The 24,443-nt window shown below is 64.2% G+C and carries 22 protein-coding genes; 16 read left to right on the top strand and 6 right to left on the bottom strand.

Features of this window, described 5'->3' with window-relative positions; translation table 11 throughout:
* The 3 genes from ACIP1G_RS06380 (at nucleotide 1) to ACIP1G_RS06370 (ending at nucleotide 2,781) form a co-directional block, all read left to right on the top strand.
* The gene (locus tag ACIP1G_RS06380) at nucleotides 1-1,215 is read left to right on the top strand and encodes an MFS transporter (RefSeq protein ID WP_400734782.1); all 1,215 of its coding nucleotides are present in this window, start codon (nucleotides 1-3) and stop codon (nucleotides 1,213-1,215) included.
* A 187-nt stretch (nucleotides 1,216-1,402) separates the two neighbouring features.
* Complete coding sequence (locus ACIP1G_RS06375; protein WP_400734780.1) at nucleotides 1,403-1,540, top strand: hypothetical protein; 138 nt, start codon at nucleotides 1,403-1,405, stop codon at nucleotides 1,538-1,540.
* An 83-nt stretch (nucleotides 1,541-1,623) separates the two neighbouring features.
* Nucleotides 1,624-2,781: an MFS transporter gene (locus ACIP1G_RS06370; RefSeq protein ID WP_400734778.1), complete on the top strand. Its 1,158-nt coding sequence runs from the start codon at nucleotides 1,624-1,626 to the stop codon at nucleotides 2,779-2,781.
* A 151-nt stretch (nucleotides 2,782-2,932) separates the two neighbouring features.
* On the opposite strand, the gene ACIP1G_RS06365 is transcribed toward ACIP1G_RS06370, so the two are convergent.
* Nucleotides 2,933-3,889: a FecR domain-containing protein gene (locus ACIP1G_RS06365; RefSeq protein ID WP_400734776.1), complete on the bottom strand. Its 957-nt coding sequence runs from the start codon at nucleotides 3,887-3,889 to the stop codon at nucleotides 2,933-2,935.
* The gene (locus ACIP1G_RS06360) at nucleotides 3,876-4,391 is read right to left on the bottom strand and encodes a sigma-70 family RNA polymerase sigma factor (protein WP_400734931.1); all 516 of its coding nucleotides are present in this window, start codon (nucleotides 4,389-4,391) and stop codon (nucleotides 3,876-3,878) included. The genes ACIP1G_RS06365 and ACIP1G_RS06360 overlap by 14 nt, the downstream gene beginning before the upstream one ends.
* 168 nt (nucleotides 4,392-4,559) lie before the next feature.
* Here ACIP1G_RS06360 and ACIP1G_RS06355 point away from each other — a divergent pair, with 168 nt between their 5' ends.
* From ACIP1G_RS06355 to ACIP1G_RS06345, 3 genes are all read left to right on the top strand, one after another.
* Complete coding sequence (locus ACIP1G_RS06355) at nucleotides 4,560-5,186, top strand: DNA-3-methyladenine glycosylase family protein (protein WP_400734774.1); 627 nt, start codon at nucleotides 4,560-4,562, stop codon at nucleotides 5,184-5,186.
* A gap of 219 nt (nucleotides 5,187-5,405) precedes the next feature.
* Nucleotides 5,406-6,464 (top strand): bifunctional DNA-binding transcriptional regulator/O6-methylguanine-DNA methyltransferase Ada, encoded by a 1,059-nt coding sequence (gene ada, locus ACIP1G_RS06350; RefSeq protein ID WP_400734773.1) that lies wholly within the window; start codon nucleotides 5,406-5,408, stop codon nucleotides 6,462-6,464.
* Between the two features lie 56 nt (nucleotides 6,465-6,520).
* Complete coding sequence (locus tag ACIP1G_RS06345; protein WP_400734772.1) at nucleotides 6,521-8,932, top strand: DUF3772 domain-containing protein; 2,412 nt, start codon at nucleotides 6,521-6,523, stop codon at nucleotides 8,930-8,932.
* A gap of 105 nt (nucleotides 8,933-9,037) precedes the next feature.
* Here ACIP1G_RS06345 and ACIP1G_RS06340 read toward each other — a convergent pair whose 3' ends face one another.
* The gene (locus ACIP1G_RS06340; protein ID WP_400734770.1) at nucleotides 9,038-10,255 is read right to left on the bottom strand and encodes a DUF3422 domain-containing protein; all 1,218 of its coding nucleotides are present in this window, start codon (nucleotides 10,253-10,255) and stop codon (nucleotides 9,038-9,040) included.
* Between the two features lie 336 nt (nucleotides 10,256-10,591).
* Between ACIP1G_RS06340 and ACIP1G_RS06335 the strand changes: the two genes are divergently transcribed.
* Together ACIP1G_RS06335 and ACIP1G_RS06330 are read left to right on the top strand one after the other, a co-directional pair.
* Entirely contained in the window at nucleotides 10,592-10,882 is a 291-nt protein-coding gene (locus tag ACIP1G_RS06335) for a DUF1778 domain-containing protein (RefSeq protein WP_400734768.1), read from the top strand.
* Nucleotides 10,840-11,358 (top strand): GNAT family N-acetyltransferase, encoded by a 519-nt coding sequence (locus tag ACIP1G_RS06330; RefSeq protein ID WP_400734766.1) that lies wholly within the window; start codon nucleotides 10,840-10,842, stop codon nucleotides 11,356-11,358. Before ACIP1G_RS06335 ends, ACIP1G_RS06330 begins: the two co-directional genes overlap by 43 nt.
* A gap of 60 nt (nucleotides 11,359-11,418) precedes the next feature.
* On the opposite strand, the gene ACIP1G_RS06325 is transcribed toward ACIP1G_RS06330, so the two are convergent.
* The 3 genes from ACIP1G_RS06325 to ACIP1G_RS06315 form a co-directional block, all read right to left on the bottom strand.
* Nucleotides 11,419-12,849, bottom strand: coding sequence for an aldehyde dehydrogenase family protein (locus ACIP1G_RS06325; protein WP_400734764.1), 1,431 nt, complete (start codon nucleotides 12,847-12,849; stop codon nucleotides 11,419-11,421).
* 13 nt (nucleotides 12,850-12,862) lie between these two features.
* On the bottom strand, nucleotides 12,863-14,362 hold the full coding sequence (locus ACIP1G_RS06320; protein WP_400734762.1) for a purine-cytosine permease family protein: 1,500 nt from the start codon (nucleotides 14,360-14,362) through the stop codon (nucleotides 12,863-12,865).
* A 94-nt stretch (nucleotides 14,363-14,456) separates the two neighbouring features.
* Nucleotides 14,457-14,846: a YybH family protein gene (locus tag ACIP1G_RS06315; RefSeq protein ID WP_400734760.1), complete on the bottom strand. Its 390-nt coding sequence runs from the start codon at nucleotides 14,844-14,846 to the stop codon at nucleotides 14,457-14,459.
* Nucleotides 14,847-15,538: 692 nt separating this feature from the next.
* Here ACIP1G_RS06315 and ACIP1G_RS06310 point away from each other — a divergent pair.
* The 8 genes from ACIP1G_RS06310 (at nucleotide 15,539) to ACIP1G_RS06275 (ending at nucleotide 24,307) form a co-directional block, all read left to right on the top strand.
* Complete coding sequence (locus ACIP1G_RS06310; protein ID WP_400734758.1) at nucleotides 15,539-16,558, top strand: transporter; 1,020 nt, start codon at nucleotides 15,539-15,541, stop codon at nucleotides 16,556-16,558.
* Between the two features lie 113 nt (nucleotides 16,559-16,671).
* A complete protein-coding gene (ycaC, locus tag ACIP1G_RS06305; RefSeq protein WP_010951959.1) occupies nucleotides 16,672-17,292 on the top strand; it encodes an isochorismate family cysteine hydrolase YcaC in 621 nt (206 codons plus the stop codon).
* 209 nt (nucleotides 17,293-17,501) lie between these two features.
* Entirely contained in the window at nucleotides 17,502-18,320 is an 819-nt protein-coding gene (gene ppk2, locus ACIP1G_RS06300; RefSeq protein WP_400734756.1) for a polyphosphate kinase 2, read from the top strand.
* A gap of 36 nt (nucleotides 18,321-18,356) precedes the next feature.
* Nucleotides 18,357-19,553 carry a monovalent cation:proton antiporter-2 (CPA2) family protein gene (locus ACIP1G_RS06295; protein ID WP_400734755.1) on the top strand — a complete coding sequence of 399 codons (1,197 nt, stop codon included), beginning with the start codon at nucleotides 18,357-18,359 and terminating at the stop codon, nucleotides 19,551-19,553.
* 40 nt (nucleotides 19,554-19,593) lie between these two features.
* Nucleotides 19,594-20,691, top strand: coding sequence for an AI-2E family transporter (locus ACIP1G_RS06290; protein WP_400734754.1), 1,098 nt, complete (start codon nucleotides 19,594-19,596; stop codon nucleotides 20,689-20,691).
* A gap of 13 nt (nucleotides 20,692-20,704) precedes the next feature.
* Entirely contained in the window at nucleotides 20,705-22,219 is a 1,515-nt protein-coding gene (locus tag ACIP1G_RS06285) for an efflux transporter outer membrane subunit (RefSeq protein WP_400734752.1), read from the top strand.
* A complete protein-coding gene (locus ACIP1G_RS06280; RefSeq protein WP_400734750.1) occupies nucleotides 22,216-23,307 on the top strand; it encodes an HlyD family secretion protein in 1,092 nt (363 codons plus the stop codon). The genes ACIP1G_RS06285 and ACIP1G_RS06280 overlap by 4 nt, the downstream gene beginning before the upstream one ends.
* A complete protein-coding gene (locus tag ACIP1G_RS06275) occupies nucleotides 23,297-24,307 on the top strand; it encodes a DUF2955 domain-containing protein (RefSeq protein WP_400734748.1) in 1,011 nt (336 codons plus the stop codon). The genes ACIP1G_RS06280 and ACIP1G_RS06275 overlap by 11 nt, the downstream gene beginning before the upstream one ends.
* Nucleotides 24,308-24,443 lie beyond the last annotated feature (136 nt).

Below are 24,443 nucleotides of genomic sequence, written 5' to 3'. Positions count from 1 at the left end.
ATGGCCACCAGTAGCGCCTCCACGGCGTCCACCAGCGCAGCGGCGAGCCAAGCCACGCCGCTGGTGATGCGCATCATCGGTTTTTGCGCCCTGGCGCACCTGATCAATGACTTGATCCAATCGGTGCTGCCGGCGATCTACCCAATGCTCAAGGCCAACTACGACCTGAGCTTCGCCCAGATCGGCATGATCACCCTGACGTTCCAGATTACTGCTTCGCTGCTGCAGCCCTGGGTCGGTTTCTTCACCGACCGCCGGCCAGCGCCAAACCTGCTGCCGCTGGGCACCCTGTGCACCTTGGTGGGCATCGTGATGCTGGCCTTTGTCGGCAGCTTCCCCATGATCTTGCTGGCGTCGGCGCTGGTGGGTATCGGCTCGTCGACCTTCCACCCGGAGACCTCGCGCATCGCCCGCCTGGCTTCAGGTGGACGTTTCGGCCTGGCCCAGTCGACCTTCCAGGTCGGCGGCAACACAGGTTCCGCGCTGGGCCCGCTGCTGGCGGCGGCCATCGTCATTCCGTTCGGCCAGACCCACGTGGCCTGGTTCGGCCTGGCCGCGCTGTTCTTCCTCGGCGTCACCCTGATGCTGCGTGGCTGGTACAAGGAACACCTCAACCAGGCCAAGGCGCGCAAGGCGGTGCAGGCCACCCATGGTATCTCGCGCAATCGGGTAATCGCGGCGCTGATCGTGCTGGGCCTGCTGGTGTTCTCCAAGTACTTCTACATGGCCAGTTTCACCAGCTACTTCACCTTCTACCTGATCGAGAAGTTCGGTGTATCGGTGGCCAGTTCGCAGTTGCACCTGTTCCTGTTCCTGGGCGCGGTGGCGGCGGGTACCTTCTTTGGCGGGCCGATCGGTGACCGCATCGGGCGCAAGGCGGTGATCTGGTTCTCGATCCTGGGCGTGGCGCCGTTCACCCTGGCGCTGCCGTATGCCGACCTGTTCTGGACCACAGTATTGAGTGTGGTGATCGGCTTTATCCTGGCTTCGGCGTTTTCTGCCATTGTGGTGTACGCACAAGAGCTGGTGCCGGGCAGCGTGGGCATGATTGCCGGGATCTTCTTCGGCCTGATGTTCGGCTTCGGCGGCATTGGCGCGGCGCTGCTGGGGTATGTGGCGGACCTGCGTGGCATCGAATATGTGTATGGGCTGTGCTCATTCCTGCCGTTGTTCGGGTTGTTGGCGGTGTTGCTGCCGAGTACCGGTAAGCGCTGATATTGCCGGGGCTGCTTTGCAGCCCATTCGCAGCGCAAGGCTGCTCCTACATGGCGTACGCGGCCCCTGTGGGAGCAGCCTTGTGCTGCGAATGGGCCTCGCAGAGGCCCCCAGGCAATTGACGACCCCACATGCCGTAACCTAGAGTGCCGCCTCTTTTTCAGCCCCCCACAAAGTAGCCAAAGTAATGCGCCGTACCCATTCCCTGCCAAACGCCCGCCAGCCTGCCCTCCAGGCCCTGCGTCATGCGTGGCCGAGCGACACGGTACTCAAGCGCCGCCGCAGCGTGCTGTTTGCCTTCACCTTCTCGCCACACCTCGCCTGAACTGATCTGCGCTTTTGCGTCGCTCGCCGCCCCGGCGTGCGCGCCTGTGTCTGCACGTCTTTTCGGTTTGCAAGGAGTGGTACATGAACATGCGTTTATTGGCGGGCCTGTTGTTCGCCGTTTCGGTCGTGGGTTTCAGTTTGGGGGCCAGCCTGCCGCTGGTGTCGTTGCGCCTGCATGAAGCGGGGGCGAGCACCCTGGAAATCGGCATCATCTCGGCCATCCCTGCCGCGGGGATGATGCTTTCGGCCTTCCTGGTCGACGCCTGCTGCCGCCACCTCACCCGGCGCACCATTTATCTGCTGTGTTTCAGCCTGTGCACGGTCAGCATTGCCTTGCTCGAGTCGGCGTTCGGCTCGATGTGGCTGCTGGCGCTGCTGCGCCTGGGCCTGGGGCTTGGCATGGGTATCGCCATCATCCTCGGCGAGTCGTGGGTCAACGAACTGTGCCCCGAGCACAACCGCGGCAAGATTATGGCCCTGTACGCCACCAGCTTCACCGGCTTCCAGGTGCTTGGCCCGGCCATGCTGGCGGTACTGGGCGCAGACAGCCCGTGGATCACCGGGGTGGTCACCGCCTGCTATGGCCTGGCGCTGCTGTGCATCGTGCTGACTGTGCCCAATGATCATGTCGAACATGAAGAGGGCGAAAAGAGCTTTGGCCTGGCCGGGTTCTTCCGCGTGGCGCCGGCGTTGTGCGTGGCGGTGCTGTTCTTCTCGTTCTTCGATGCCGTGGTGCTGTCGCTGTTGCCGGTGTATGCCACCAGCCATGGCTTTGCCGTGGGCGTGGCGGCATTGATGGTGACGGTGGTGTTTGCGGGCGACATGCTGTTCCAGCTGCCGCTGGGCTGGCTGGCCGACCGGGTGGAACGAACCGGGCTGCACCTGGTGTGCGGGTTGGTGGCGATGGCGATCGGCATCGGCCTGCCTTGGTTACTGAACATGACCTGGCTGCTGTGGTCGCTGCTGGTCGTGTTGGGCGCGGTGGCGGGGGGCATCTATACCCTGGCGCTGGTGCTGATCGGGCAGCGTTTCAAGGGCCAGGACCTGGTTACCGCCAATGCCAGTGTGGGCTTGCTGTGGGGTGTGGGTAGCCTGATCGGGCCGCTGGTCAGCGGCGCGGCAATGGATGTGGCGCCGCATGGATTGCCCATGGCGCTGGCGCTGATGGCCGGGTTGTTCGTGTGCTTTGCCCGTCAGTCGTATCGCGCAACGGGGCGCTTGCGAGCGTTGGCGGACTGACCTCAAGCCTGCGCGGGCCCTGTAGGAGCGGCCTTGTGTCGCGATAGGGCCGCAAAGCGGCCCCGGCGATATCTGCGGCGAAGCTGAAATCGTGGGGCCGCTGCGCGCCCCATCGCGACACAAGGCCGCTCCTACAGGGATCGCATTGCCTTCAAGCCGCGCCGATACTCACCCAGTACCGAGTACGGTACTCAACCCGCACCGGCAGGCTATGGCTGAGCAGATGCAGGATCTCCCCGGTGTCGGCCAACTGGTAGGTGCCAGACACCTTCAGGTTCGCCACTTCAGGCGCACAGCGCAGCAGGCCGGGGCGATAGCGGGCAAGCTCGGTAACAAACTCGCCAAGCGGCATCTGCTGCACGCTCAACACGCCGTCAGTCCAGCCCCAGGGGTCGCTGTGCAGCGTCACTGCCTGGACGCTGCCGTTGGCCCACACTTGCAAGGTTTCGCCTGGCAGCACCTGCCGTGGGGCGGCCGAGGCGGGGAACAGGGTGGCTTCACCGCGACGCACGGCCAGCAGCAGGCCCTGGCGGTTTTCGCGCAACAGCAGTTGGCCGTCGAGGGTGACCAGCGGGCCGACGCGCGTATCGATGCGGAACGGGCGGTTGTCGTCGGCGTTGCTCTCCAGGCTCACTTCACCGCGTAGCAGTTCCAGTCGGCGCTGTTCGGCACTGTAGCGCAGCTCGATGGCGCTGGCGGTGTTGAGCTGGATGCGGCTGCCATCGCTGCCTTGCAGCTGGCGGCGCTCGCCAGTAGCGGTGCTGCTGTCAGCCAGCAGTTGTGGCAGGCCCAACGGTTCGCGCGCCGCCCAGCCCAGGCTGCCGCCCACAGCCAGCAGGCTCAGCAGCTTGAGGTGATCGCGACGGCTGATGCGCTGGCGCTGGCTGCTGTCCAGGGTGCGCCGGCTCAGGTCCTTGGGTAGCCCTGCCAGTTCGTCGCTGAGGTTGCTGACTCGCTGCCAGGCCAAGGGGTTGTGCGGGTGGCTGGCCAGCCAATGCTGGAACTGCTGCTCGGTACGTGGGCTGGGGCTGTCGAAACGCAGCTTCACCAGCCAGTCGATGGCCTGGTCGACCTGTGCTTGCGCGGGCGCGCCGTCAGGCTTCGGCATAACGTAACCGGTAGCAGAGGCCCAGGGCCTTGGCGAGGTCGCGCTCGACGGTTGCCCGCGACACGTCCAGGCGCTGGGCGATCTGCACGATGCTCATGCCATCAAGCTGGGCCAGCAGGAATGCCTGGCGGGCACGCGGCTTCAGTTGCTGCAGGGCACGGTCGAGGCGTTCCAGGGTGTCGAGGATGATCAGCCGGTGTTCTTCGCTGGGCACTTCGGCTTCGGGCAGGTGAACCAGGCTTTCCTGGTAGGCCCTTTCCAGTGCGCGGCGACGGAACTGGTCGATCATCAGGCCACGAGCGATGCTGCTGAGATAGGCTCGCGGCTCCTTCAGCGGCGACACCTGGCGCGCCCGCAACAACCGCACGAAGGTATCCTGGGCCAGGTCCGCAGCGTGCTCGCTGCAGCCGACCCGGCCGCGCAGCCAGCCGCGAAGCCAGGAATGGTGAGCCTGATAGAGCAGAGCGACCTCGGTTGGCTTGAGCGTGTCGTTGGTCTGCATCGTGGCCAAGGCCCGGTCCCGTGATGTGTGATTGTGAATAGTTCTCAATTCTATGCGGGACAACTACGTTGAGCAATGGTATGCCAGGAATTAGCCGCGCAAGAACCGGCGTTTGCCCGACGAGCGGCTGAGCTAAGCTGGACCTGCAATCGACTCGCTGGAGGTGTCATGATTTTGGCCGACCTTTCACCTGAAGCCTATCGTGAGGCTACCGAACACCTGGCCTCACTGGACCCGGACTGGTCGCGGCACATCGCGGCGATAGGGCCCTGCCTGCACCAGGCCACGCCAGGGCGCGAGCCTTACGAGTCGTTGGTGCGGGCGATTGCCTACCAGCAGCTGCATGCCCGCGCTGCCGAGGCGATTCTTGGGCGGTTGCTGGCACTGTTCCCGGAAGATGCGTTCCCGCAGCCGCAGCAATTGTTGGCGGTCACTCCGGAAACCATGCGTGCCTGTGGTTTCTCGGCGAGCAAGATGGCCACTATTCAAGGCATCGCCCAGGCCCGCCTGGAGGGTTTGGTGCCCACTCGGCAAGAGGCGTTGGCCATGGCCGACGAGGCCTTGATCGAGCGCTTGGTGACGCTGCGCGGGGTAGGGCGTTGGACGGTGGAAATGTTGCTGATCTATTGCCTGGAGCGTTCGGACATTCTCCCTGTGGATGATTTTGCCGTGCGCGAGGGTTACCGGCGGCTCAAAGGGCTGGACAAGGCGCCGACACCCGCGCAGATGCGCTCGCTGGGCGGCGGCTGGCGACCGTACCGCACCGTGGCGGCCTGGTACCTGTGGCGGGCCTGAAGTTTTGTACTGCCTGCACCGGCCCTTTCGCGGGTGAACCCGCTCCCACAGGGGAACTGTGTGCTTCTTGAGCCATATGTGGGCCTGCACCGGCCTCTTCGCGGGTAAACCCGCTCCTACAAAGTACAGCGCAAGTCTCGAAACCGACACGGTCCCTGTAGGAGCGGGTTTACCCGCGAAGAGGCCGGCACAGGCAGCAACCTATCCGGACACTTACCCATGAACTGCTACACAACCCCCGAGCAACGCTGGCAAGCCGTAGAGGCCCGTGACACCGCCGCCATCGGCCACTTCGTCTACGCCGTGCGCACTACCGGCATCTACTGCACCCCCGGCTGCAAATCACGCCTGGCCAAGCGCAGCAACGTCGCGTTCTACGACACCCCAGACGCCGCCGAAGCCGCCGGTTACCGCGCCTGCAAACGTTGCTCGGCCACCACCAAAGCCAGCGCCACCCGCCATAGCCAACTGGTGACCCGCGCCTGCCGCCTGATCGAAGCCAGCGACCCCGCCCCCAGCCTCGACCAGCTAAGCACGCAACTGGCGGTCAGCCCCTTCCACCTGCACCGCCTGTTCAAGGCCGAAACCGGCGTAACCCCCAAGGCCTACGCCACAGCCTTCCGCGCGCGGCGCTTGCGCGCGCATCTGGAAGACGGCCAGCGTTCGGTCACCGACGCCATTTATGACGCTGGCTACAACTCCAATAGCCGGTTCTACGAAAGTGCCGACCAACGCCTGGGCATGCGCCCCCGGCAGTACCGCGCCGGCGGCGCCGGGGCAACCATCCACTTCGCCTTAGGTCAGTGTTCGCTGGGTGCAATCCTGGTAGCCCAGAGCCAGAAGGGCATTTGCGCAATCCTGCTGGGGGACGACCCCGAAACCCTGCTGCATGACCTGCAAGACCAGTTCCCCAAGGCTCACTTGATCGGCGGCGACAGCGCCTACGAACGGCTGGTGGCCGAGGTGGTCGGTTTCGTCGAAGCCCCGGCACTGGGCCTGGCCTTGCCGCTGGATGTGCAAGGCACAGCGTTTCAGGAACGAGTCTGGCAGGCCCTGCGCGAGGTGCCGGCCGGCAGCCGGGTCAGCTACACCGACATCGCCGAGCGCATTGGTGCGCCCAAGGCGGTGCGCGCGGTGGCCATGGCCTGCGCAGCCAACCACATCGCGGTGGCCATCCCCTGTCACCGCGTCGTGCGCCGCGACGGTGATATCAGCGGCTACCGCTGGGGTGTCGAGCGCAAACAGCAACTGCTGAAGCGAGAAACGGCACTCTCCTGATCGCCTGAAGCCGCGTAGAATCTCCCGCCAAATCGAATTGTAAAGAGGAATATTCGATGAGGCGTGTCAGCCTTGCCCGTTATTGCCCAGGCCTACTGGCCCTGCTGGCCCTGATGCTGGCGTTTGCCAGCCCGGCCTGGTCAGCCCAGGCCACCCCGTTGGCCAACCTGGCGACTGCCAAAACGCCGGTACTGGAGGAAAACGCCAGCATCGAGCAACTGAGCGACCGCCTGGACCAGATACGCCAGGGTGTCACCAGTGAAGCCAACGATGACCTGCTGTCGCAATTGCGCCTGGCGGCGGTGCAGGTGCAGCGCCAGGGCGATGCGTTGAGTGCGCTGCGCACCACTGAAGTGGAAAACCTCGACGACAAGCTCAAGGTCATTGGTCCGGTCCAGCCAGACGAGGCCGCCACCCTGACCCAGCAGCGCAAAGAGCTGGAGGCCGAGAAAAAGGCCCTGGTGGCGCAGCAGGAGCAGGCCATCAAGCTGACCCAGTCGGCCCGTGACCTGTCCACGCAAATCGTCAACCTGCGCCGCAGCCAGTTCAACTCGCAAATCACCAGCCGTGCGGCCACGCCGCTGAGCCCGGCGTTCTGGCAGAGCATCATTCGCCCCACCCAGGACGACGTGGCGCGCCTGCGTGACCTGCGCGGCGAGGCGGCCGATGCCATCGACAGTGCCTTCAGCGCCGAGCACCGCTGGCTGTTCATCACCAGCCTGGTGGCGGCCATCCTGGTCTGGACCCTGGTACGGCGCGTGCTCGAACGCTTGCTGGCCAGTGCCATGGTCCGCTGGTTGCCCGAAGGCCGCCTGCGCCGCAGCGCGTTGGCCCTGGGCGTGAGCCTGGCAACCCTGGGTACCATCGCCGGCTCGGTGTCGTTGCTGCGTTGGGGGCTGGAGAGCAGCGCCGAGCTGGGCTCCGATATCGCCAGCCTGGCCAACCATGTGCTCGCCCTGGTGGTGTTCAGTGCCTTCATCACCGGCCTTGGCCGCGCCATGCTGATGCTGCAGCGCCCGTCCTGGCGTTTGCCGCCGATCCACGACGAAGTGGCCAGCGCGCTGGGTTGGTTCCCCAAGGTACTGGCGTTGGCACTGATGGTCATGATGACCATGGAGCGTATCAACAGCGTGATCGGCGCCAGCCTGGCGTTGACCGTGGCGGTCAACGGCCTGACCGCGCTGGTGGTGGCGATCATCTTCGCCGGTGCGCTGCTGCGTTACCGCCGCACCTTGCGCAAACATGATCTTGAACGCCCCACAGGCCTGGCCGGGTTGATCCCGTTCATGATGGTCATCTGGCTGGCGGCGATCCTGCTGGCCATGCTCACCGGCTACCTGACGCTTGCCTACTTCCTCACCGCCAAGTTGCTGTGGGTCAGTTTGGTGGTCACCTGTGCCTACCTGCTCACCACCTTCCTTGGCGACCTGTGTGAAACCCTGCTGTCGCCACGCCAGCCCGGCGGCCTGGCGCTGGCTTCGACCCTGGGCCTGGCTCCACGCCACCAGGCGCAGGCCAGTACCATACTGGCCGGTATCGGCCGCACCGTGGTGCTGTTCCTGGCACTGTTGCTGGCGCTGATGCCATCGGGCACCAGCCCCAGCGAGCTGCTGCTCAGCCTGGGCGACTGGGACGGTACCGGCGGCAGGGTGCTCGGCAACATGAACATCGTCCCCCAGGACATCCTGCTGGCGGTGGCGATGTTCCTCGGTGGCCTGTTCGCCATTCGCGTGGTCAAGCGCTGGCTGAGTGACCGCTTGCTGCCGGAAACCGACATGGATGCCGGCATGCGGGCCTCGCTGGTGACCCTGGTGGGCTACCTGGGCTTTATCTTCCTGGCCATGCTGGTGATGTCGACCCTGCGCATCAACCTCACCAGCCTGACCTGGGTGGTCAGTGCCCTGTCGGTAGGTATCGGTTTCGGCTTGCAGCAGATCGTGCAGAACTTCATTTCCGGCCTGATCCTGCTGACCGAGCGCCCGGTGAAGGTGGGTGACTGGGTCAGCCTGGCGGGTGTGGAGGGCGATATCCGCCGCATCAACGTGCGCGCCACCGAAATCCAGATGTCTGACCGTTCGACGGTGATCGTGCCCAACTCGCAGTTCATCTCGCAGAACGTGCGCAACGTGACCATGGGCAACGCGCTGGGCGTGGTCGGCATTACCCTGACCCTGCCGCTGGAGACCGATGCCAACCACGTTCGTGAGCTGCTGCTGACGGCGTACCACGAGCATGAGGCAATTCTGGATGCGCCGGCTACGTCTGTGTCGTTCAAGGACCTGACTACCAGTGGCATGGTGATTGGTGTCAGTGGTTATGTAGCTGGGCCACGGCAGGTGTCGGGTACCCGGAGCGATCTGCTGTTCACCATTCTTGGCCGGTTGCGTGATGAAGGCATTGCGCTGTCGTCGCCGCAGAGCATGGTGTTGGTGCAAGAGAACGGGCGCCCGGCTGACGAGTCGGTGTAAATGCCGGAGGGCTGCTTTGCAGCCCATTCGCGGCACAAGGCCGCTCCCACACCCCTGTAGGAGCTGCCTTGTGTCGCGATAGGGGCGCAAAGCGCCCCCATGGCCTCAATGCTGCTTGGCCTGCCTGATCCGCAGCAATATCACCAACAACACCAGCAACACCGGCGGCGCCATGGCCAACAACCCATCCCGCGCCGTCAGCCCCAACCCCAGCACATTCAGCCCGCCATACAGCAGCTTGAACAAATTCAGCAGGTAGTAGGTGATGGCAATGATCGACAGCCCCTCCACCGCCCGCTGGATTTTCACCTGGGCATCGGCCCGGGCATTGAGGCTGCGCAAGATCCCGGCGTTCTGCTCTTCCATCTCCACCTGCACCCGCGCCTGCAGCAGGTCGCCCAGGTTGGCTACGTTCTTCGCCAACTGCTCCAGGCGCTGCTCGGTGGCCGCACAGTAACGCACCGTTGGCTTGAACCGACGCTCGATGAATACCCCCAGGCGCTGGCAATCACCTACGTGGCTTTCACGCAGTTCGCTCAACCGCTCGAACACCAGTTGCGCATAGGCTTGGGTGGCACCGAAGCGGTGGCGGGTTTTCACTGTGCGGCTGACCACCTGGCGTGACAGGTGGGCAATGGCTTCCAGCAACCCCTTGGAATCATGGCCATCGCCCCCGGCACTGCGCTCCGAGAGGCTGACCAGGGTCTTGTCGAAGGCGTCCAGCTCCTGGCTCAAGGCCTTGGCCGTGGTCAGGGTCAGCGAGGCCATCATGCGGTACGTTTCGATCTCCAGCAGGCGGCGGATCATGCGGCCCTGGCGGTAGGCATTGAGGCGGCGGTTGATGAACAGGAAGCGGTTGGTGCCATCCTCGGTCAGGCGGAAATCGCTCCACACCACCGCATCGCCACCGCCAACACACGAGCCGCACGGGTCCTTGAAACCATAGTGGGGCAGGTCCAGGCCCTGTTCGTCGCGTACCAGCACCTGTACCGCGTTGATCACCTGCGCCGCTTGCGGGGCGATGGCTTTGGCCAGCACTGGCGGCAGGGCTTGCCACTCGGTGTCGGCAGCCGTGCAGGGCACCACCAGGGTCAGGGTGAAGAACTCGGTGTGCCGCTCCCATTTGAACGGGTGGCCATCCAGGCGGGTGATGCCTTGGGCGGCTGTGGTGTCCAGGGCATCCGGGCAGCAACGTTGCAGCAGTGCCGCACAGGCAGCATCGCCGCCGAGCAGGGCCAAGTGGAAGACATGCGCCGGGCCGTCGAAATACAGCGACGGGCGGGCGTGCAGTTCGTTGTGCAAGGCGGTGCGTTGAGGGTGCATGGGTGGTCCGACCTGGTGTTGTGATTGTGGGGGTACCAGGAAGTGGGACTTTGCGGGCGGAGGGGAAAGTCACGCGAAGGAGAGTTTTGTGTCGCCTGTACCGGCCTCTTCGCGGGTAAACCCGCTCCTACAGGACGGCACCGCCCATCAGGCCTGCGCTATCCCAGTAGGAGCGGGTTCACCCGCGAAGAGGCCGGCGAGGCCAGCATCACTGTCAGACACGAATGACCGTTCGTAACGCAATCAGATTTACGTCTACACAAATGCGTTACAACCAGCTAGCCTTGTTCAATCCAGTTGATCATTTGCCCGCGTGGAACGGGCGAGGACTCATCCATGAGTGAAATACAATCGCGGGACCGCAGCAAAGCGGTGCCGTTGAACATGCGCGTTGCCGAGCACAGGCGCGACCTGATCGACGCAGCGGTAGAGATCGTAGGCGGTGACCGCACCAGTTTCGTCCTGGAGGCTGCATGCAAGCGAGCTGAGGAAGTGCTGATGGAGCGGCGTTTGTTCCTGCTCGATGACGAATCATTCGACACGTTCACCCAGGCACTGCAAGACAACCCGATCAGGAGCAACGAATGCGTGAAGAAGCTGTTGGCAAGGCCGAAGCGCTGGCGCTGAGTGCTCCGCAGGTATTGAACAAGCTTCATGATCTGAGCCAGTTCGATTGCGGCGAAGCGTCGATCAACAGCTACCTGTGGGACAAGGCACTAAAGGCCCAGCATGCCAAGCACGCTGTGGTTTATGTCACCTGTTTTGCAGGCAGCAATGTCGTTGTCGGCTTCTACACGCTATCGAACGGCTCCGTGGCGCGGGGGCATGGCGTATCGGCTCGCCTGCGCCGCAACGCGCCTGACCATCTGCCGGTGGTCGTATTGGGGCGCATGGGTGTGAGCCGCCAGGCTGCGGGGCAGGGCGTGGCAACTGATCTTCTGCAGGATGCGATCGAAAGAACGCTGGTTGCCTCGCAAGTTGTGGGCTGCGTTGCAATGATCGTGCATCCGCTGACCGAGCGCCTGGAGCAGTTCTACGCCAAATATGCCGGTTTCAGGCTTTGCCCTGAACTGTCGCCCAAGACGATGATGATGTCTCTGTAGGCGCGGCCTTGCCGGGGCGCCGGACCGGTCGGAAAGGGCCGCAGAGCGGCCCCAGAAATATCAGCCCAAACACCGCGTCACATGCTTCACCGACTGGTACGCCGACAACCCCCAAGGCCCCAGCTCTCGTCCGATCCCGCTGCCCTTGGTGCCGCCCCACGAAGTTTCGACGAACACCGCCTGCACCGAGTTGATCCACACATGCCCAACCTCCAGCGCATCGGCCACCCGCTCGGCGCGCGCCAGGTCCGCAGAACACACCGTCGCCACCAGCCCGAAGCGGCTGTCGTTGGCTTCGGCAATCGCCTGTTCCTCGGTGGCAAAGCGACGTGCGCACAGTACCGGGCCAAAGATTTCCTCGGTCCACAGGCGGCTGTCCTTCGGTACATCGGCATACAACGTCGGGCTGACGAACCAGCCATCACGGTCCAGCGCCTTGCCGCCGGCCAGGCACTGCAAACCTTCTTCCCGCGCCGTGGCAAAGTAGCTAGCCACTTTCAGCCACTGCGCCTGGCTGGTCAGCGGGCCCATGTCGACTTCTTCGGCCAACGGATTACCCACCCGCAGGTTTTCCAGTGCCGCCTGCAAACGCGGCAGCAATGCATCGGCAATGCCGTCCTGCACCAGCAGCCGCGAAGTGGCCGAACACATCTGCCCGGCGTTCCAGCTGATGCCAGCGACAATCCACTCCACCGCCTGGTCGACATCGCAATCATCGAACACCACGATCGCCGACTTGCCACCCAGCTCCAGCGTTACCGGCCGGCACTGCGCCGACGCGCTGCGCATTACCTGGCTGCCGACGCTGTTGCTACCGGTAAACGACAGCTTGTCCAGGCCGTTGTGGTTGCTCAGCGCAGCACCCGTCTCAGCCTTGCCGTTGACGATGTTCAGCACCCCGGCCGGCAGACCCAGGGCGTCGGCGATCTGGCCATAGGCTTGCTCGATCAGCGGGGTGACCTCCGAAGGCTTGAGCACCACGGTGCAGCCGGCGGCCAGGGCCGGGGCGAGCTTCCAGGCGCTGGTCACCAGCGGGAAGTTCCACGGCACGATCAGGCCGACCACGCCCACCGGCTCCAGGCGGGTACGGGCGCTGAAGCCCGGGGCCGCCAGCGGTACGTCACGGTTTTTCGACGGCAGTTGCTCGGCCAACTCGGCGTAGTAGCCGAAGGTAGCGATGGCGTCGTCCAGGTCGATTTCCGCCTCGTGACGCGGCTTGCCGTTGTTGCGCATCTGCAAGGTGATCAGTGCTTCACGGCGCTGGCCAAGCTGCTCGGCAAAGCCCCGCAGGTAGGTAGCACGCTTGCTGGCGCTGGTGGTTTTCCAGGCGGGCAGGGCGCCACGAGCAGCGGCCACAGCCTGGTCGACCTGGGCGATGCTGGCGGCCATCAGCTCGGCGAACGGTTGGCCCAGTGCAGGGTCGTTGACGCTGATGCAGTCGCTGCCCTGGCCTTCGACCCAGCGGCCGGCGATGTAGTGGGAGGTGGTCATGGTCGGTTTCCAGTCAGGCCATTTCGGCAGTTATCACCGGCGTGTGCGCAGTGCTTTTGCAACGCACCCAACGCGGGCCTTGTGGGCCATACACGCCAGCAGGTTCAGGGAACAGGTTGAGCAGCACCAGGTACAGCACGCCGGCCAGCCCCAGGGTTACCGGCAGGCTCAGGTCGATGCCGCCAGCCAGTTCACCCAGTGGGCCGACGAACTGCCCCGGCAAGTTGACGAAGCACAGGCCGACCGCCGCGCTAGGGATCCAGGCCCCCATGCCACGCCAGTTCCAGCCATGCAGGAACCAGTAATGTCCACCGCGCTGGCCGCGGGTGAACACCTGCAAATCATCAGCGTGGTAGAAGCCGCGACGGGTGATCAGGCCAAGGATCATGATCACCATCCAAGGGCTGGTGCAGGTGATGATCAGCACGGCGAAGGTCGACACGCTCTGCACCAGGTTGAAGGTGAAGCGGCCGATGAAGATGAAGCCGATCGCCAGCACGCCGATCAGCAATGTGGCGCCGGCGCGGCTGAGCAGGCGCGGGAACACGCTGGACATGTCCAGGCCGGTGCCATACAGCGCGGTGGTGCCGGTGGACATGCCGCCGATCACTGCAATCAGGCACACCGGCAGGAAGAACCAGCTCGGCGCCACCGCCAGCAGGCCACCCACATAGTTGTTGGTGGCGATGTAGTCCGGGGCGTGGGTCGCTACCAGGGTGGCAGTACACAGGCCGAACAGGAACGGGATCAGCGTCGCCCCCTGGGCCGCGATTACCGCCAGCATGATGCGCGCCTTGGGTGTTTCACGCGGGATATAGCGCGACCAGTCGCCAAGGAAGGCGCCGAACGACACCGGGTTGCTCATGGCCAGGATCGCCGCACCGACGAACGCCGCCCAGAAGCCCGCCTGGCCAAGGTTGACGCTGCCTGCGTAACCGGCATCGAACGGCCCGGCAAAGGCAACGATGCCCAGCAGGAACAGCAGGCTTGAGGCCCACACGGCAATCTTGTTGACCCACAGCATGAAGCGGAAGCCGAAGATGCACACCACCAGCACCAGCACCGCGAACAGGCCGTAGGCCAGGCCCAGGGTCAGGTTGGTTTCCGGCAGGCCGGCCAGGCGCTTGGCGCCGCCGACCAGGGCATCGCCCGAGCTCCACACCGACAGCGAGAAGAACGCCACGGCCGTGAGCAACGACAAGAACGAGCCGACGATGCGCCCGTGCACGCCAAAGTGCGCGCCTGACGACACGGCGTTGTTGGTGCCATTGAGCGCCCCGAACAGGCCCATCGGCGCGAGGATCAGCGCGCCCACGCCGACGCCGAGCAGGATCGCCCACATGCCTGCCTGGAACGACAGCCCGAACAGCACCGGGAAGCTGCCCAGCACGGCCGTGGCGAAGGTATTGGCACCGCCGAAAATCAGGCGGAACAGGTCTAGCGGGGAGGCGTTGCGTTGATCGGCGGGGATCTGTTCGACGCCGTTGGTCTCGATACCGGTCGAGTGGCTCATGGTGATGCTCCAGCGCGGTTGTTGTGGGCCGGCGCAGTGCGCGGGCCTTCTTTTGGGTGCGATGGCAGGGCGGCAGGGCCGCGTAAAAAGATGATCAGGCCGGCGATACGACCGACAGGTGCTCGTGGCAGGCCAGCCAATGCTCGCCGTGGCGGCGGAAGACAATGGTCTCGCGCTCGCTCAGTTGGTGCTCTTCACCGGCAATGCGGATATGCGTGGCCACATCGTGCATGAAGATCGCCACGTCACCTTGCAGGCTCACCTGGGCATTGCCCGACTCGCACGCGAGCACGGCAAACCCCTCGGTTTGCCACTGGGCCCAGAGCTCTTCGTAGGCGCGGCGCGACAGCAGCGGTTGCGGCAAGGTATGGAAAAGGAAGGTCGCGTCTTCGCTGAAGCAGGCGAAATAGCGGGCGGTGTCGTTGCTGGCAAAGGCGGCAACGAGGTCGACGGCGGCTTGCCGTACCTGGAGTGTCTGGTCCACGGGAGTGGCCTCACGGTTTTTGTGATTGTGGTCAGCGATTCTGGTGGCGCTTGGCGAGGGGAAAAATCGCTGGGGGCAAATAATCAGTTCAGGAATTTGTGAAGTGATTCCGTGAGCCCGTCGCACATCCTGTGGGAGCGGGTTTACCCGCGAAGCAGGCGACTCGGTGCATGGCACCGGCTTCGCCGGTGTTCGCGGGTAAACCCTAATGCCGGTCAGTCAAGAAAAGGCAAGGTGTTCTCCATGCCTTTAGCAGCGCCTATTCGATCGAGCGCCGCCCGCGCGGCGCTTCGCGGCACAAGGCCGCTCCTACATCTGTTTCGGGCCAGTTACTCCTATGCCTATGGCGCGCGCACCCTGGGTGCATGGCTGGAGATTGATGAAGAGCAACGGCGCCCCTTCAATATCGAAGGGAACAAACAAGGCGGACAGAGGTGACTTAACAGGATGGACTGGCCCGAAACAGACAGTGGGAGCGGCCTTGTGCCGCGAAGCGCCGCGCGGGCGGCGCTCGATCCAACAGGCAACCAAAATCCCAAGGCAAGCACCCGTCAGCCCTTACCGCTTGACTGACTGGCATTAGGGTAAACCCGTACCCACAGAGGTCCACAGCAGCTATCCATCTGTCATCTGAATGCAACGAATATTCAGCAACCTTTCTGCCATCTCCCCGTGCCTCATTGCGAGTTCGAATGGGCCATCCCGCACTGCACCTGCCACAGGAGCACGACCTGTTCGGCCTGCTCTATGCCTTCGTCTTCCGCCCCGGCCAGCCTGGGCGTGAAATCGATTCGGCGCAGCTACTGCGCACGCTCGACCAGCCGCTGGAACCCGGCGAATTTCTTTGGGTACACCTGAACTTGGCCCATGCCGCCTGCGAGCGCTGGCTGCATACCCACCTGCAGTTGCCCGACGCCTTCTATGAAACCCTGCGTGAAGGCTCCCGCTCGACCCGCATCGAGCACGCCGACTCGGCGCTTTTGGCGGTGGTCAACGACGTGGTGTTCAACTTCGGCCTGGTGTCGTCGGATATTTCCACGTTGTGGGCCTGTGCCAGCAGCCAATTACTGGTGAGCGCGCGCTTGCAGCCATTGCACTCGGTGGACAAGTTGCGTTCGTCGGTCAAGCGTGGCGAGCGCTTTCATTCACCCATCGAGTTGCTGGTCCACCTGCTGCGCGACCAGGGTGATGTGTTGACCCAGATCGTGCGCGAAACCACCACCAGCGTCGACCGCATCGAAGACCAGTTGCTGTCCCAGCGCCTCAGCGACAACCGTGCCGAACTGGGCAGCATGCGCCGGGTGCTGGTGCGCTTGCAGCGCCTGCTGGCGCTGGAGCCGGGGGCGCTGCTGCGCCTGCTCAACCGGCCGCCCGAATGGCTGCAAGAGCAGGATATACGCCAGCTGCGCGCGGCCACCGAAGAGTTCACCCTGGTGATCAGCGACCTCACCGCCCTGGGCGAGCGGATCAAGCTGCTGCAGGAAGAAATCGCTGCCAAACTCAACGAGCAGACCAACCGCACCCTGTTCACCCTGACTGTGGTGACCGTGCTGGCATTGCCCATCAACATCATCGCCGGCTTCTTCGGCATGAACGTCGGCGGTGTGCCCCTGGCGGAAAACCCCCATGGCTTCTGGGTGCTGGTGGCGCTGGTGGCGACCTTTACCGTGCTGGTGGGGCGCTGGGCGTTTCGCAAAAGGCGTGAATATTAAGACCGTGTCGGCTTCTTCGCGGGCAGCAATGGGCGAACCGACTGACGGTCCCTCCAGCCCTTCATCCTTGCCTACGCTGATACACCCAACCCGCTGAAGCAAGGAGAACCGCCATGGCCTTCCAATACAAGCGTCTGGACAAGAATAACGCTGCCGTACTGCTTGTCGACCACCAGACCGGCCTGCTCTCGCTGGTAAGGGACATCGACCCCGACCGCTTCAAGAACAACGTCCTGGCCCTGTCGGACCTGGCCAAGTACTTCAAGCTGCCGACCATTCTCACCACCAGCTTCGAAACCGGCCCCAACGGCCCGCTGGTGCCCGAACTGAAAGAACAGTTCCCCGACGCCCCGTACATCGCCCGCCCCGGCAACATCAATGCCTGGGATAACGAGGACTTCGTCAAAGCGGTAAAAGCCACCGGCAAGAAGCAGTTGCTGATCGCCGGCGTGGTCACCGAAGTGTGCGTGGCCTTCCCGGCGCTGTCAGCGCTGGAGGAGGGCTTCGAGGTGTTCGTCGTCACCGACGCCTCGGGCACCTTCAACGAGCTGACCCGTGACTCGGCCTGGCGGCGCATGGAGGCTGCCGGGGCGCAACTGATGACCTGGTTCGGCGTGGCCTGCGAGCTGCACCGTGACTGGCGCAATGACATCGAAGGGCTGGGGACGCTGTTCTCCAACCATATCCCGGACTACCGCAACCTGATGACCAGCTACAACAAGCTGGCCAAGTAACGCGTCCATAAAGGCGCCGCATACCTTGTAGGAGCGGGTTCACCCGCGAATGCGTCGGCCGCCTCAACGATGCCTTCGCGGGTAAACCCGCCCCTGCAGCACTCAGCAAAATCAACCCGTTAGAAGCAACAACTGGCAGAACAACAAGCGAAGCGGCAAACCGCCATGGATCTACCATACTGACTCTTCATTCGCCTAAGGAGAGTGCCATGTCCAAGTCGACCAGGAAGAAACCCAACCAGGACCCGCAGGAAAAACTGGGCGGCAAGGCCTACGAAAAAGAGCTCAAGCACCTGCATGTAGAACTGGTGAAACTGCAGGAATGGGTGGTGGCCAAGGGCCTAAAGGTTTGTATTGTCTTCGAAGGCCGCGATGGCGCCGGCAAGGGCGGCACCATCAAGGCTATTACCGAGCGCGTCAGCCCGCGGGTGTTCCGTGTAGTGGCACTGCCGGCGCCGACCGAGCGGGAAAAGACCCAGATGTACGTGCAACGCTACCTGCGCCACTTGCCCGCCGCAGGCGAGGTAGTGATCTTCGACCGCAGCTGGTACAACCGCGCAGGCGTCGAGCGGGTGATGGGCTTCTGCAGTGAAGAGCAAAGCACCAAGTTCCTCACCGTGGTGCCGCTGTTCGAAAAGATGATGGTCGAGTCGGGCATCATCGTCATCAAGTACTGGCTGGAGGTCAGCGCTGAAGAGCAGACCCGCCGCCTGCAGGACCGCATCAACGATGGCCGCAAGCTGTGGAAGCTGTCGCCGATGGACCTCAAGTCGTACACCCGCTGGGACGACTACACCCGCGCCCGCGACGACATGTTCGCCGCTTCCGATTCATCCTGGGCGCCGTGGTTCATGGCCCATTCCAACGACAAGCGCCGAGCCCGGTTGAACATCATCAGCCATATGCTCACCCGCATCCCCTACAAAGACATCACCCGCGACGAAGTGGTGAAACTGCCCAAGCGCGGCAAGATCGGCAAGTACCAGGCTGTGGCGTACCCATTCAAGGTCGTTGACGAACGTTTCTGATCCTCTCCCGGCAGGGGGCAGCGAGGGTGTGAGCCTATGCCACATGACGGCAGCCTGTTGCAGGCGACAGTGGTGTTCTTGCTGGCCGTAGTACTTTTGGTACCGCTGGCGCAGCGTTTGAAAATGGGGGCGGTACCGGGTTACCTGCTGGCAGGTATCCTGATCGGCCCTTCTGTGCTTGGCCTGCTCGACAACCCGGACAACGTGGCGCGGCTGTCGGAAATGGGCGTGGTCATGCTGCTGTTCGTCATTGGCCTGGAACTGTCACCACGGCGTCTGTGGACCATGCGCCGGGCGCTGTTTGGCGTCGGTTCGCTGCAGGTGGGGCTGACGGCAGTCGCACTGGGCCTGTTGGCGTACTTGCTGTTCGGCCAGTCGAAGTCGGCGGCAATCGTGCTGGGCCTGGGTCTGGCGTTGTCATCGACCGCGTTCGGCCTGCAGGTTCTGGCCGAGCGCAAGGATTTGGGCAAACCTCACGGCCGCCTGGCCGTGGCCATCCTGCTGTTTCAGGACATCGCCGCCATTCCATTGATTGCCGTGGTGCCACTGCTCGGTGGCAGCGTAAGCACTGCCGACGAAGGTAGCTGGCCGCTGCTGGCTGTGGCTGTCGGCATTGGTGTACTGATCATCTTTGGCCGCTACTTGCTAACCCCTGTGTTCAAGTGGACGGTGGGCTCTGGCCTGCCCGAACTGTCGACCGCAACAGCTTTGCTGGTGGTGCTGGGCACCGCCTGGCTGATGGAGCATGTTGGCGTGTCGATGGCGCTGGGGGCATTCCTGGCCGGCGTACTGATGGCCGAGTCGCCTTTTCGCCACGAACTGGAAAACCAGATCGAACCAATCAAGGGCCTGCTGCTGGGGCTGTTCTTCGTCGGGGTGGGCATGAGTGCCGACCTGCGCCTGCTGTTCGGCATGCCGCTGGTGGTACTGGGGCTGACCCTGCTGCTGGTGGTCATCAAGCTGCCCTTGCTGTATGGCCTGGGGCGCACGGTCGGCGGGCTCAACCAGGCTCAGGCGCTGTGCCTGGGGGTGGTGCTGGCCTCGGGCGGCGAGTTTGCTTTTGTGGTGTTCAAGCTGGCGCTGGACCATCAGGTGCTGACCCAGCAGGTACACGACCTGCTGGTGCTGGCCATTACCTTGTCGATGGCGGTAGTGCCCTTGGTAATGATGGCCCTGGCGCGGCAACTGAGAGACGACAAACCTGTGCAGGCAAGCCCTGAGAAGGGCCACTGAATCGCGCCCTCCTGGCGCATTGAACGTTCGGAGGTACAGTATGCAGCCGAGTTTCAAGCTGGACAGTGCCCTGTCGCGGGGCTTGCTCGACGTGCTGATCAAGGCAGGCCTGGTGGCTGTCCTGGTGATGTTCGCCTTCCAGGTGTTCCAGCCGTTTCTGGAATTGATGCTGTGGTCGGTCATTCTCGCTGTGACGCTGTATCCGCTGCATCGCCGCATCCAGCAGGGGGCAGGGTTGAAACATGGGTATGCGGCAACGCTGGTGGTGTTGCTGGTGCTGGTCGTGCTGCTGGTGCCGATCTACCTGGTGGTGATGTCCATCGGCGAGTCGGTGGACAGCCTGGTGACGCTGCTCAAAAGCGGTACCTGGAGCGTGCCGGCCCCGCCCGAGTCGGTGGCGACCTGGCCGCTGATCGGGCCGAGGTTGTATGCGTTGTGGCTGTCGGCATCGGAAAACATGGCCAGTGTGCTCAACCAGTGGATGCCCCAGCTCAAGGGCGCCGGGCTTACGGTGCTGGGCGCTGCGGCCAGTGCCGGTGGTGCATTTCTGCTGTTCGTCGGCGCAATCATCATTTCTGGCGTGATCATGGCCTTCGGCGAGCGCGGTGAACTCGCGGCGCAGCGCATCGCCATGCGGGTATCCGGCGAGGATCGCGGCAAGCCGCTGGCTCAACTGTGCACCGCGACCATTCGTGCCGTGGCCCAAGGCGTGATCGGCATCGCCTTCATCCAGATGCTGCTGATCGGCGTCGGTTTCGTGATCAAAGGGGTGCCAGGGGCCGGCATGCTGGCCATCGTCATCCTTATGCTGGGGATCGCCCAGGCACCCGCGACGTTGGTCACGGTGCCGGTGATCATCTATGTGTTCAACGTCGAAGGCTTTACCGCCGCGACCATCATCTTCGCCATCTACACCTTCGTTGCCGGCCTTGCCGACAACGTGCTCAAGCCCTTGCTGCTGGGGCGCGGCGTGGACGTACCGATGCCGGTGGTGCTGATCGGGGCGTTGGGCGGCATGGTGGTGAAGGGGATCATCGGGCTGTTCATCGGCCCGGTGATCCTCGGTGTGACCTACGTGCTTTTCTGGCAATGGGTCGCGCTGCAGGTGCCGGAGCAGCCGGCACCACCTGCAGCCTGAGCCAGGGCCTGCCATGCCCAAACGCTGCTATGGCCTGGGGCTGCTGATGGTACTGGCTGGCTGTACCCAGGTCGGCCCGGACTTCGTGAAGCCCCAGGCCCCTTGGCTGGACAGTTGGAGCACGCCACTGCTGGAGCAGGCCGGGCGCAGCGCTGCGGCACCGGACTTGCGCCAGTGGTGGGCGGTGTTCGCCGACCCGAGCCTGGATGCCCTGATCGCCGAAGCCGATGCCAACAACACCAACCTGCGCGTGGCCGGCCTGCGCATCGCCGAGGCGAGGGCACAACTGGCTATCGTGCAGACCGGCCGTTATCCACAGCTGCAGCAACTGCGCGCGCAAAGCCTGTACCTGAAGCAGGACCAGTCCGGCACCGCAACTGCCCGCGACTCGGTGTTCTGGCAATCCAGCGTGGGCTTCGACATCGGCTGGGAAATCGACTTCTGGGGGCGCTTCAGCCGCGCCATCGAAAGCGCCGATGCCGTCTACTTCGCCTCCCAGGCCAACTACGCCGATGCCATGCTGCTCATGCGCGCGCAGGTGGCCGACACCTACTTTGCGCTGCGCACCGCCGAAGCGCGGCTGGCTATCGCGCAAGAAAACGCCAAGCGCCAGGCGCGTAGCCTGGAGATTACCGAGCGGCTGTTCCGTCACGGCGAGAACGATGAGCTGGACTGGCAACAGGCGCGTACCCAGTACCTGGCCACCCAGGCCACCATCCCGGAGTTCGAGAACCAGCTCAATGCGTTGCGCAACGTATTGTGTTCGCTGCTTGGCAGGCCGCCTGGGCCACTGCCAGAGCTGGACGCACGCTACGGCCAGTTGCCGCTGCCGGACCGTGCAGTGTTGCAGGACGTGCCTGCCAGCCTGCTGCAAAGGCGCCCGGACATTCGCGTCGCCGAGCAGGCGGTGGCGGCGCAGTCGGCGTTGGTGGGCGTGGCCGAGGCGGACCTGTACCCACAGCTGAGTCTGCTCGGCAGCATTGGCTGGACCTTTTTATCGGCCAACCACCTGCCCAACACCTTCGACCTGGCTGCAGGCCCGAGCCTGATCTGGAACCCATTCGATTATGGGCGACGCAAGAATGCCGTGCGGGTCGAGGACGCCCGCTTGCAGCAACTGATCGAGCTCTATCACCAGAGCGTGCGCGAGGCCGCGCGCGAGGCCGACGACGCCGCCAGCGGCCTGGTGCACTCGCTGCAGAGCGCCAGCATTCGCCAGGACGCGTCCCAGGCCGCCCAGCGTTCGTTGAACCTGGCCAGTTCGCAATACCAGGAAGGCTTCGCCGACTTCCAGCGCGTGCTCGACGCCCAGCAGCTGTTGTTGCAGCAACAGGACGGTTACCTGGTCAGTCGCGGCAATGCGGTCAGCAGCCTGGTGACCCTGTACAAAGCGCTGGGCGGTGGTTGGGACAACAACCACAGGCCGATCGACCGCGCCACCCGCCAGCACATGCAAAACCGTACCGATTGGGGCGACCTGCTCGACGAGCCAGCACCCGCCGACCCTGAACAAGGTGAGCCGAAATGAGTAACGCCGCAGACACGCCGCCAGCCCCCGACCGCGGCATGCGCTGGGTGCTGATATTGATCATCGTCAGCCTGGTCTGGTACCTGCTGGCCGACCGCTTCACCCCTTACACCCAGCAGGCCCGCCTGCAGGCCTACGTGGTCCCGGTGGCCGCCGAAGTGGCCGGCCAGATCAAGCGCGTGGCGGTGGGCAACAACCAGGAAGTGCGTAAGGGCGATGTGCTGTTCGAGCTCGATCAGGAGCAGTACCGCATTGCCCTGGCCCGCGCCGAAGCCGACCTGGATACCGTGCGCAGGCAGATCGGTGCCAGTACCGCCGGCATCGACTCGGCCCAGGCGGCGCTGGTGGCGGCCCAGGCCAACGAGCGCAAGGCGCGCCAGGACGCCGAGCGGCTCAAGCGGTTGATCGACGAAGACCCTGGCACGGTATCGGTACGCCGCCTGGAAGGCGCGCAGGCGACCCGCGATCAGGCCATCAGCCAGGTAGCGGCCGCCCGTGCCGAAGTGGAGCGGGCGCGTGAGCAGCAAGGCGGGGGCGAAGCCGACAACGCACAACTGCGCAGCGCCGCAGCCAATGTGGAAAAGGCCCGCCTGGACCTGGCCCGCACCGTGGTGCGGGCCGATGCCAATGGGCTGATCACCGACTTGCGCACCGATGTCGGCCATTACGTCGGCGCCGGCAGCCCGATGATGACCCTGATTGCCATCCACGACGTGTGGATAACTGCCGACATGACCGAGAACAACCTTGGCCGCCTGCGCCCCGGCGCCCCGGTGCTGGTGGTGCTCGATGCCTTGCCCGGCATGGTGCTGAAAGGGCAGGTACGCAGCATCGGCTATGGCGTGAGCGTCGGCCAGCCCGCGCCACCGGGTAGCCTGCCGACCGTGCAGAACAGCCGCGACTGGTTGCGCTCGGCGCAGCGCTTCCCGGTGATCGTCGAACTTGACCGTGACCAGCTGGCAGACAAGTCCGGCTTGCGTGTCGGTGGCCAGGCCGAAGTGATGGCCCTGCCCAGTGAAGGCAACCCCTTGAACCTGCTGGGCCGCGCGTTCATGTGGCTGATGAGCTGGCTGTCGTATGCCTATTGAGCTGCGCCGCTTGCGTGCCTTGCGCCTGGCTTGGGGCGTGGCGCTGTGCCTGGCGGTAAGTTTCGGCATCGGCCTGCCGGTGCCGATCCTGGCGCCAGTGTTCGCGGTGCTGTTGCTGGCCATGCGCAGCCAGCCATTGCCACTGCGCGCCGCACCGGCCTTGGCGGTGCTGGTGCTGCTTGCTTGCGGCAGCGGGCTTTTGCTGATTCCGCTGTTGCGCCATGCCCCGGTGAGCGGGGTATTGCTGGTGGGCGTGGGCGTTTTCCTGACCTTGCGTTATGCGCTGAAGGGCGGCAACGGCCTGCTGGCCAACCTGCTGGTAATCGGCCTGACCATGATCGCTGCCGCCGGCACCAGCGACTTCACCCTGGCGCTTTCGGTGGTCGAAGCGCTGGCCAAAGGCATGCTGCTGGCGGTGCTAGGCACGGCCGTGGCGCATGTGCTGTTTCCCGAGCCGGCCGATGCGCCGGCACAACCGGTGCCGCCGCTGCTGGGCAGCGAACATGTCAGTTGGGTGGCGTTGCGCGCCACGTTGATCGTGATGCCGGCATTCCTGCTGGCGCTAATCGCCCCAGACCAGTACATGCCGCTGATCATGAAAGCCGTGAGCGTGGGGCAACAGGCCGGCGAGACCCGCGCGCGGCACGCCAGCCGCGAGCTGATTGGTTCGACCTTGCTTGCCGGGGTGTTGGCGATACTGCTGTGGGGGGCGCTGAGTCTGTTCGTGCACCTATGGATGTTCTTCCTGTGGGTGCTGCTGTTCGTCCTTTGGCAGGCGCGGCGGCTTTACCAGGCGGTGCCGAACCGGCAGAGCCCGGCGTATTGGGTCAGTTGCCTGACTACCATGCTGATCCTGCTGGGGCAGTCGGTGCAGGACAGTGCCGGCGGGCAGGATGTGTACAAGGCGTTTGCGGTGCGTATGGCGCTGTTTCTGGCGGTGTCGGTATATGCCAGTGCCATGTTGATCTGGATTGACCGGCGCCGGGTGCGGGTTGCCTAGTTCTCCGGTTCTGGCCTCTTCGCGGCGGTTCGACGCCTCGATAAACCCGCTCCTACAGGTCAGCGTGGTTCTCGGGATCATGCGATCCCCGTAGGAGCGGGTTCATCGAGGCGTCGAACCGCCGCGAAGAGGCCGG

This window comes from Pseudomonas sp. NPDC089392 (assembly GCF_044749595.1).
GTDB lineage: Bacteria > Pseudomonadota > Gammaproteobacteria > Pseudomonadales > Pseudomonadaceae > Aquipseudomonas.
This window is presented reverse-complemented; position numbering and strand designations above follow the sequence as displayed.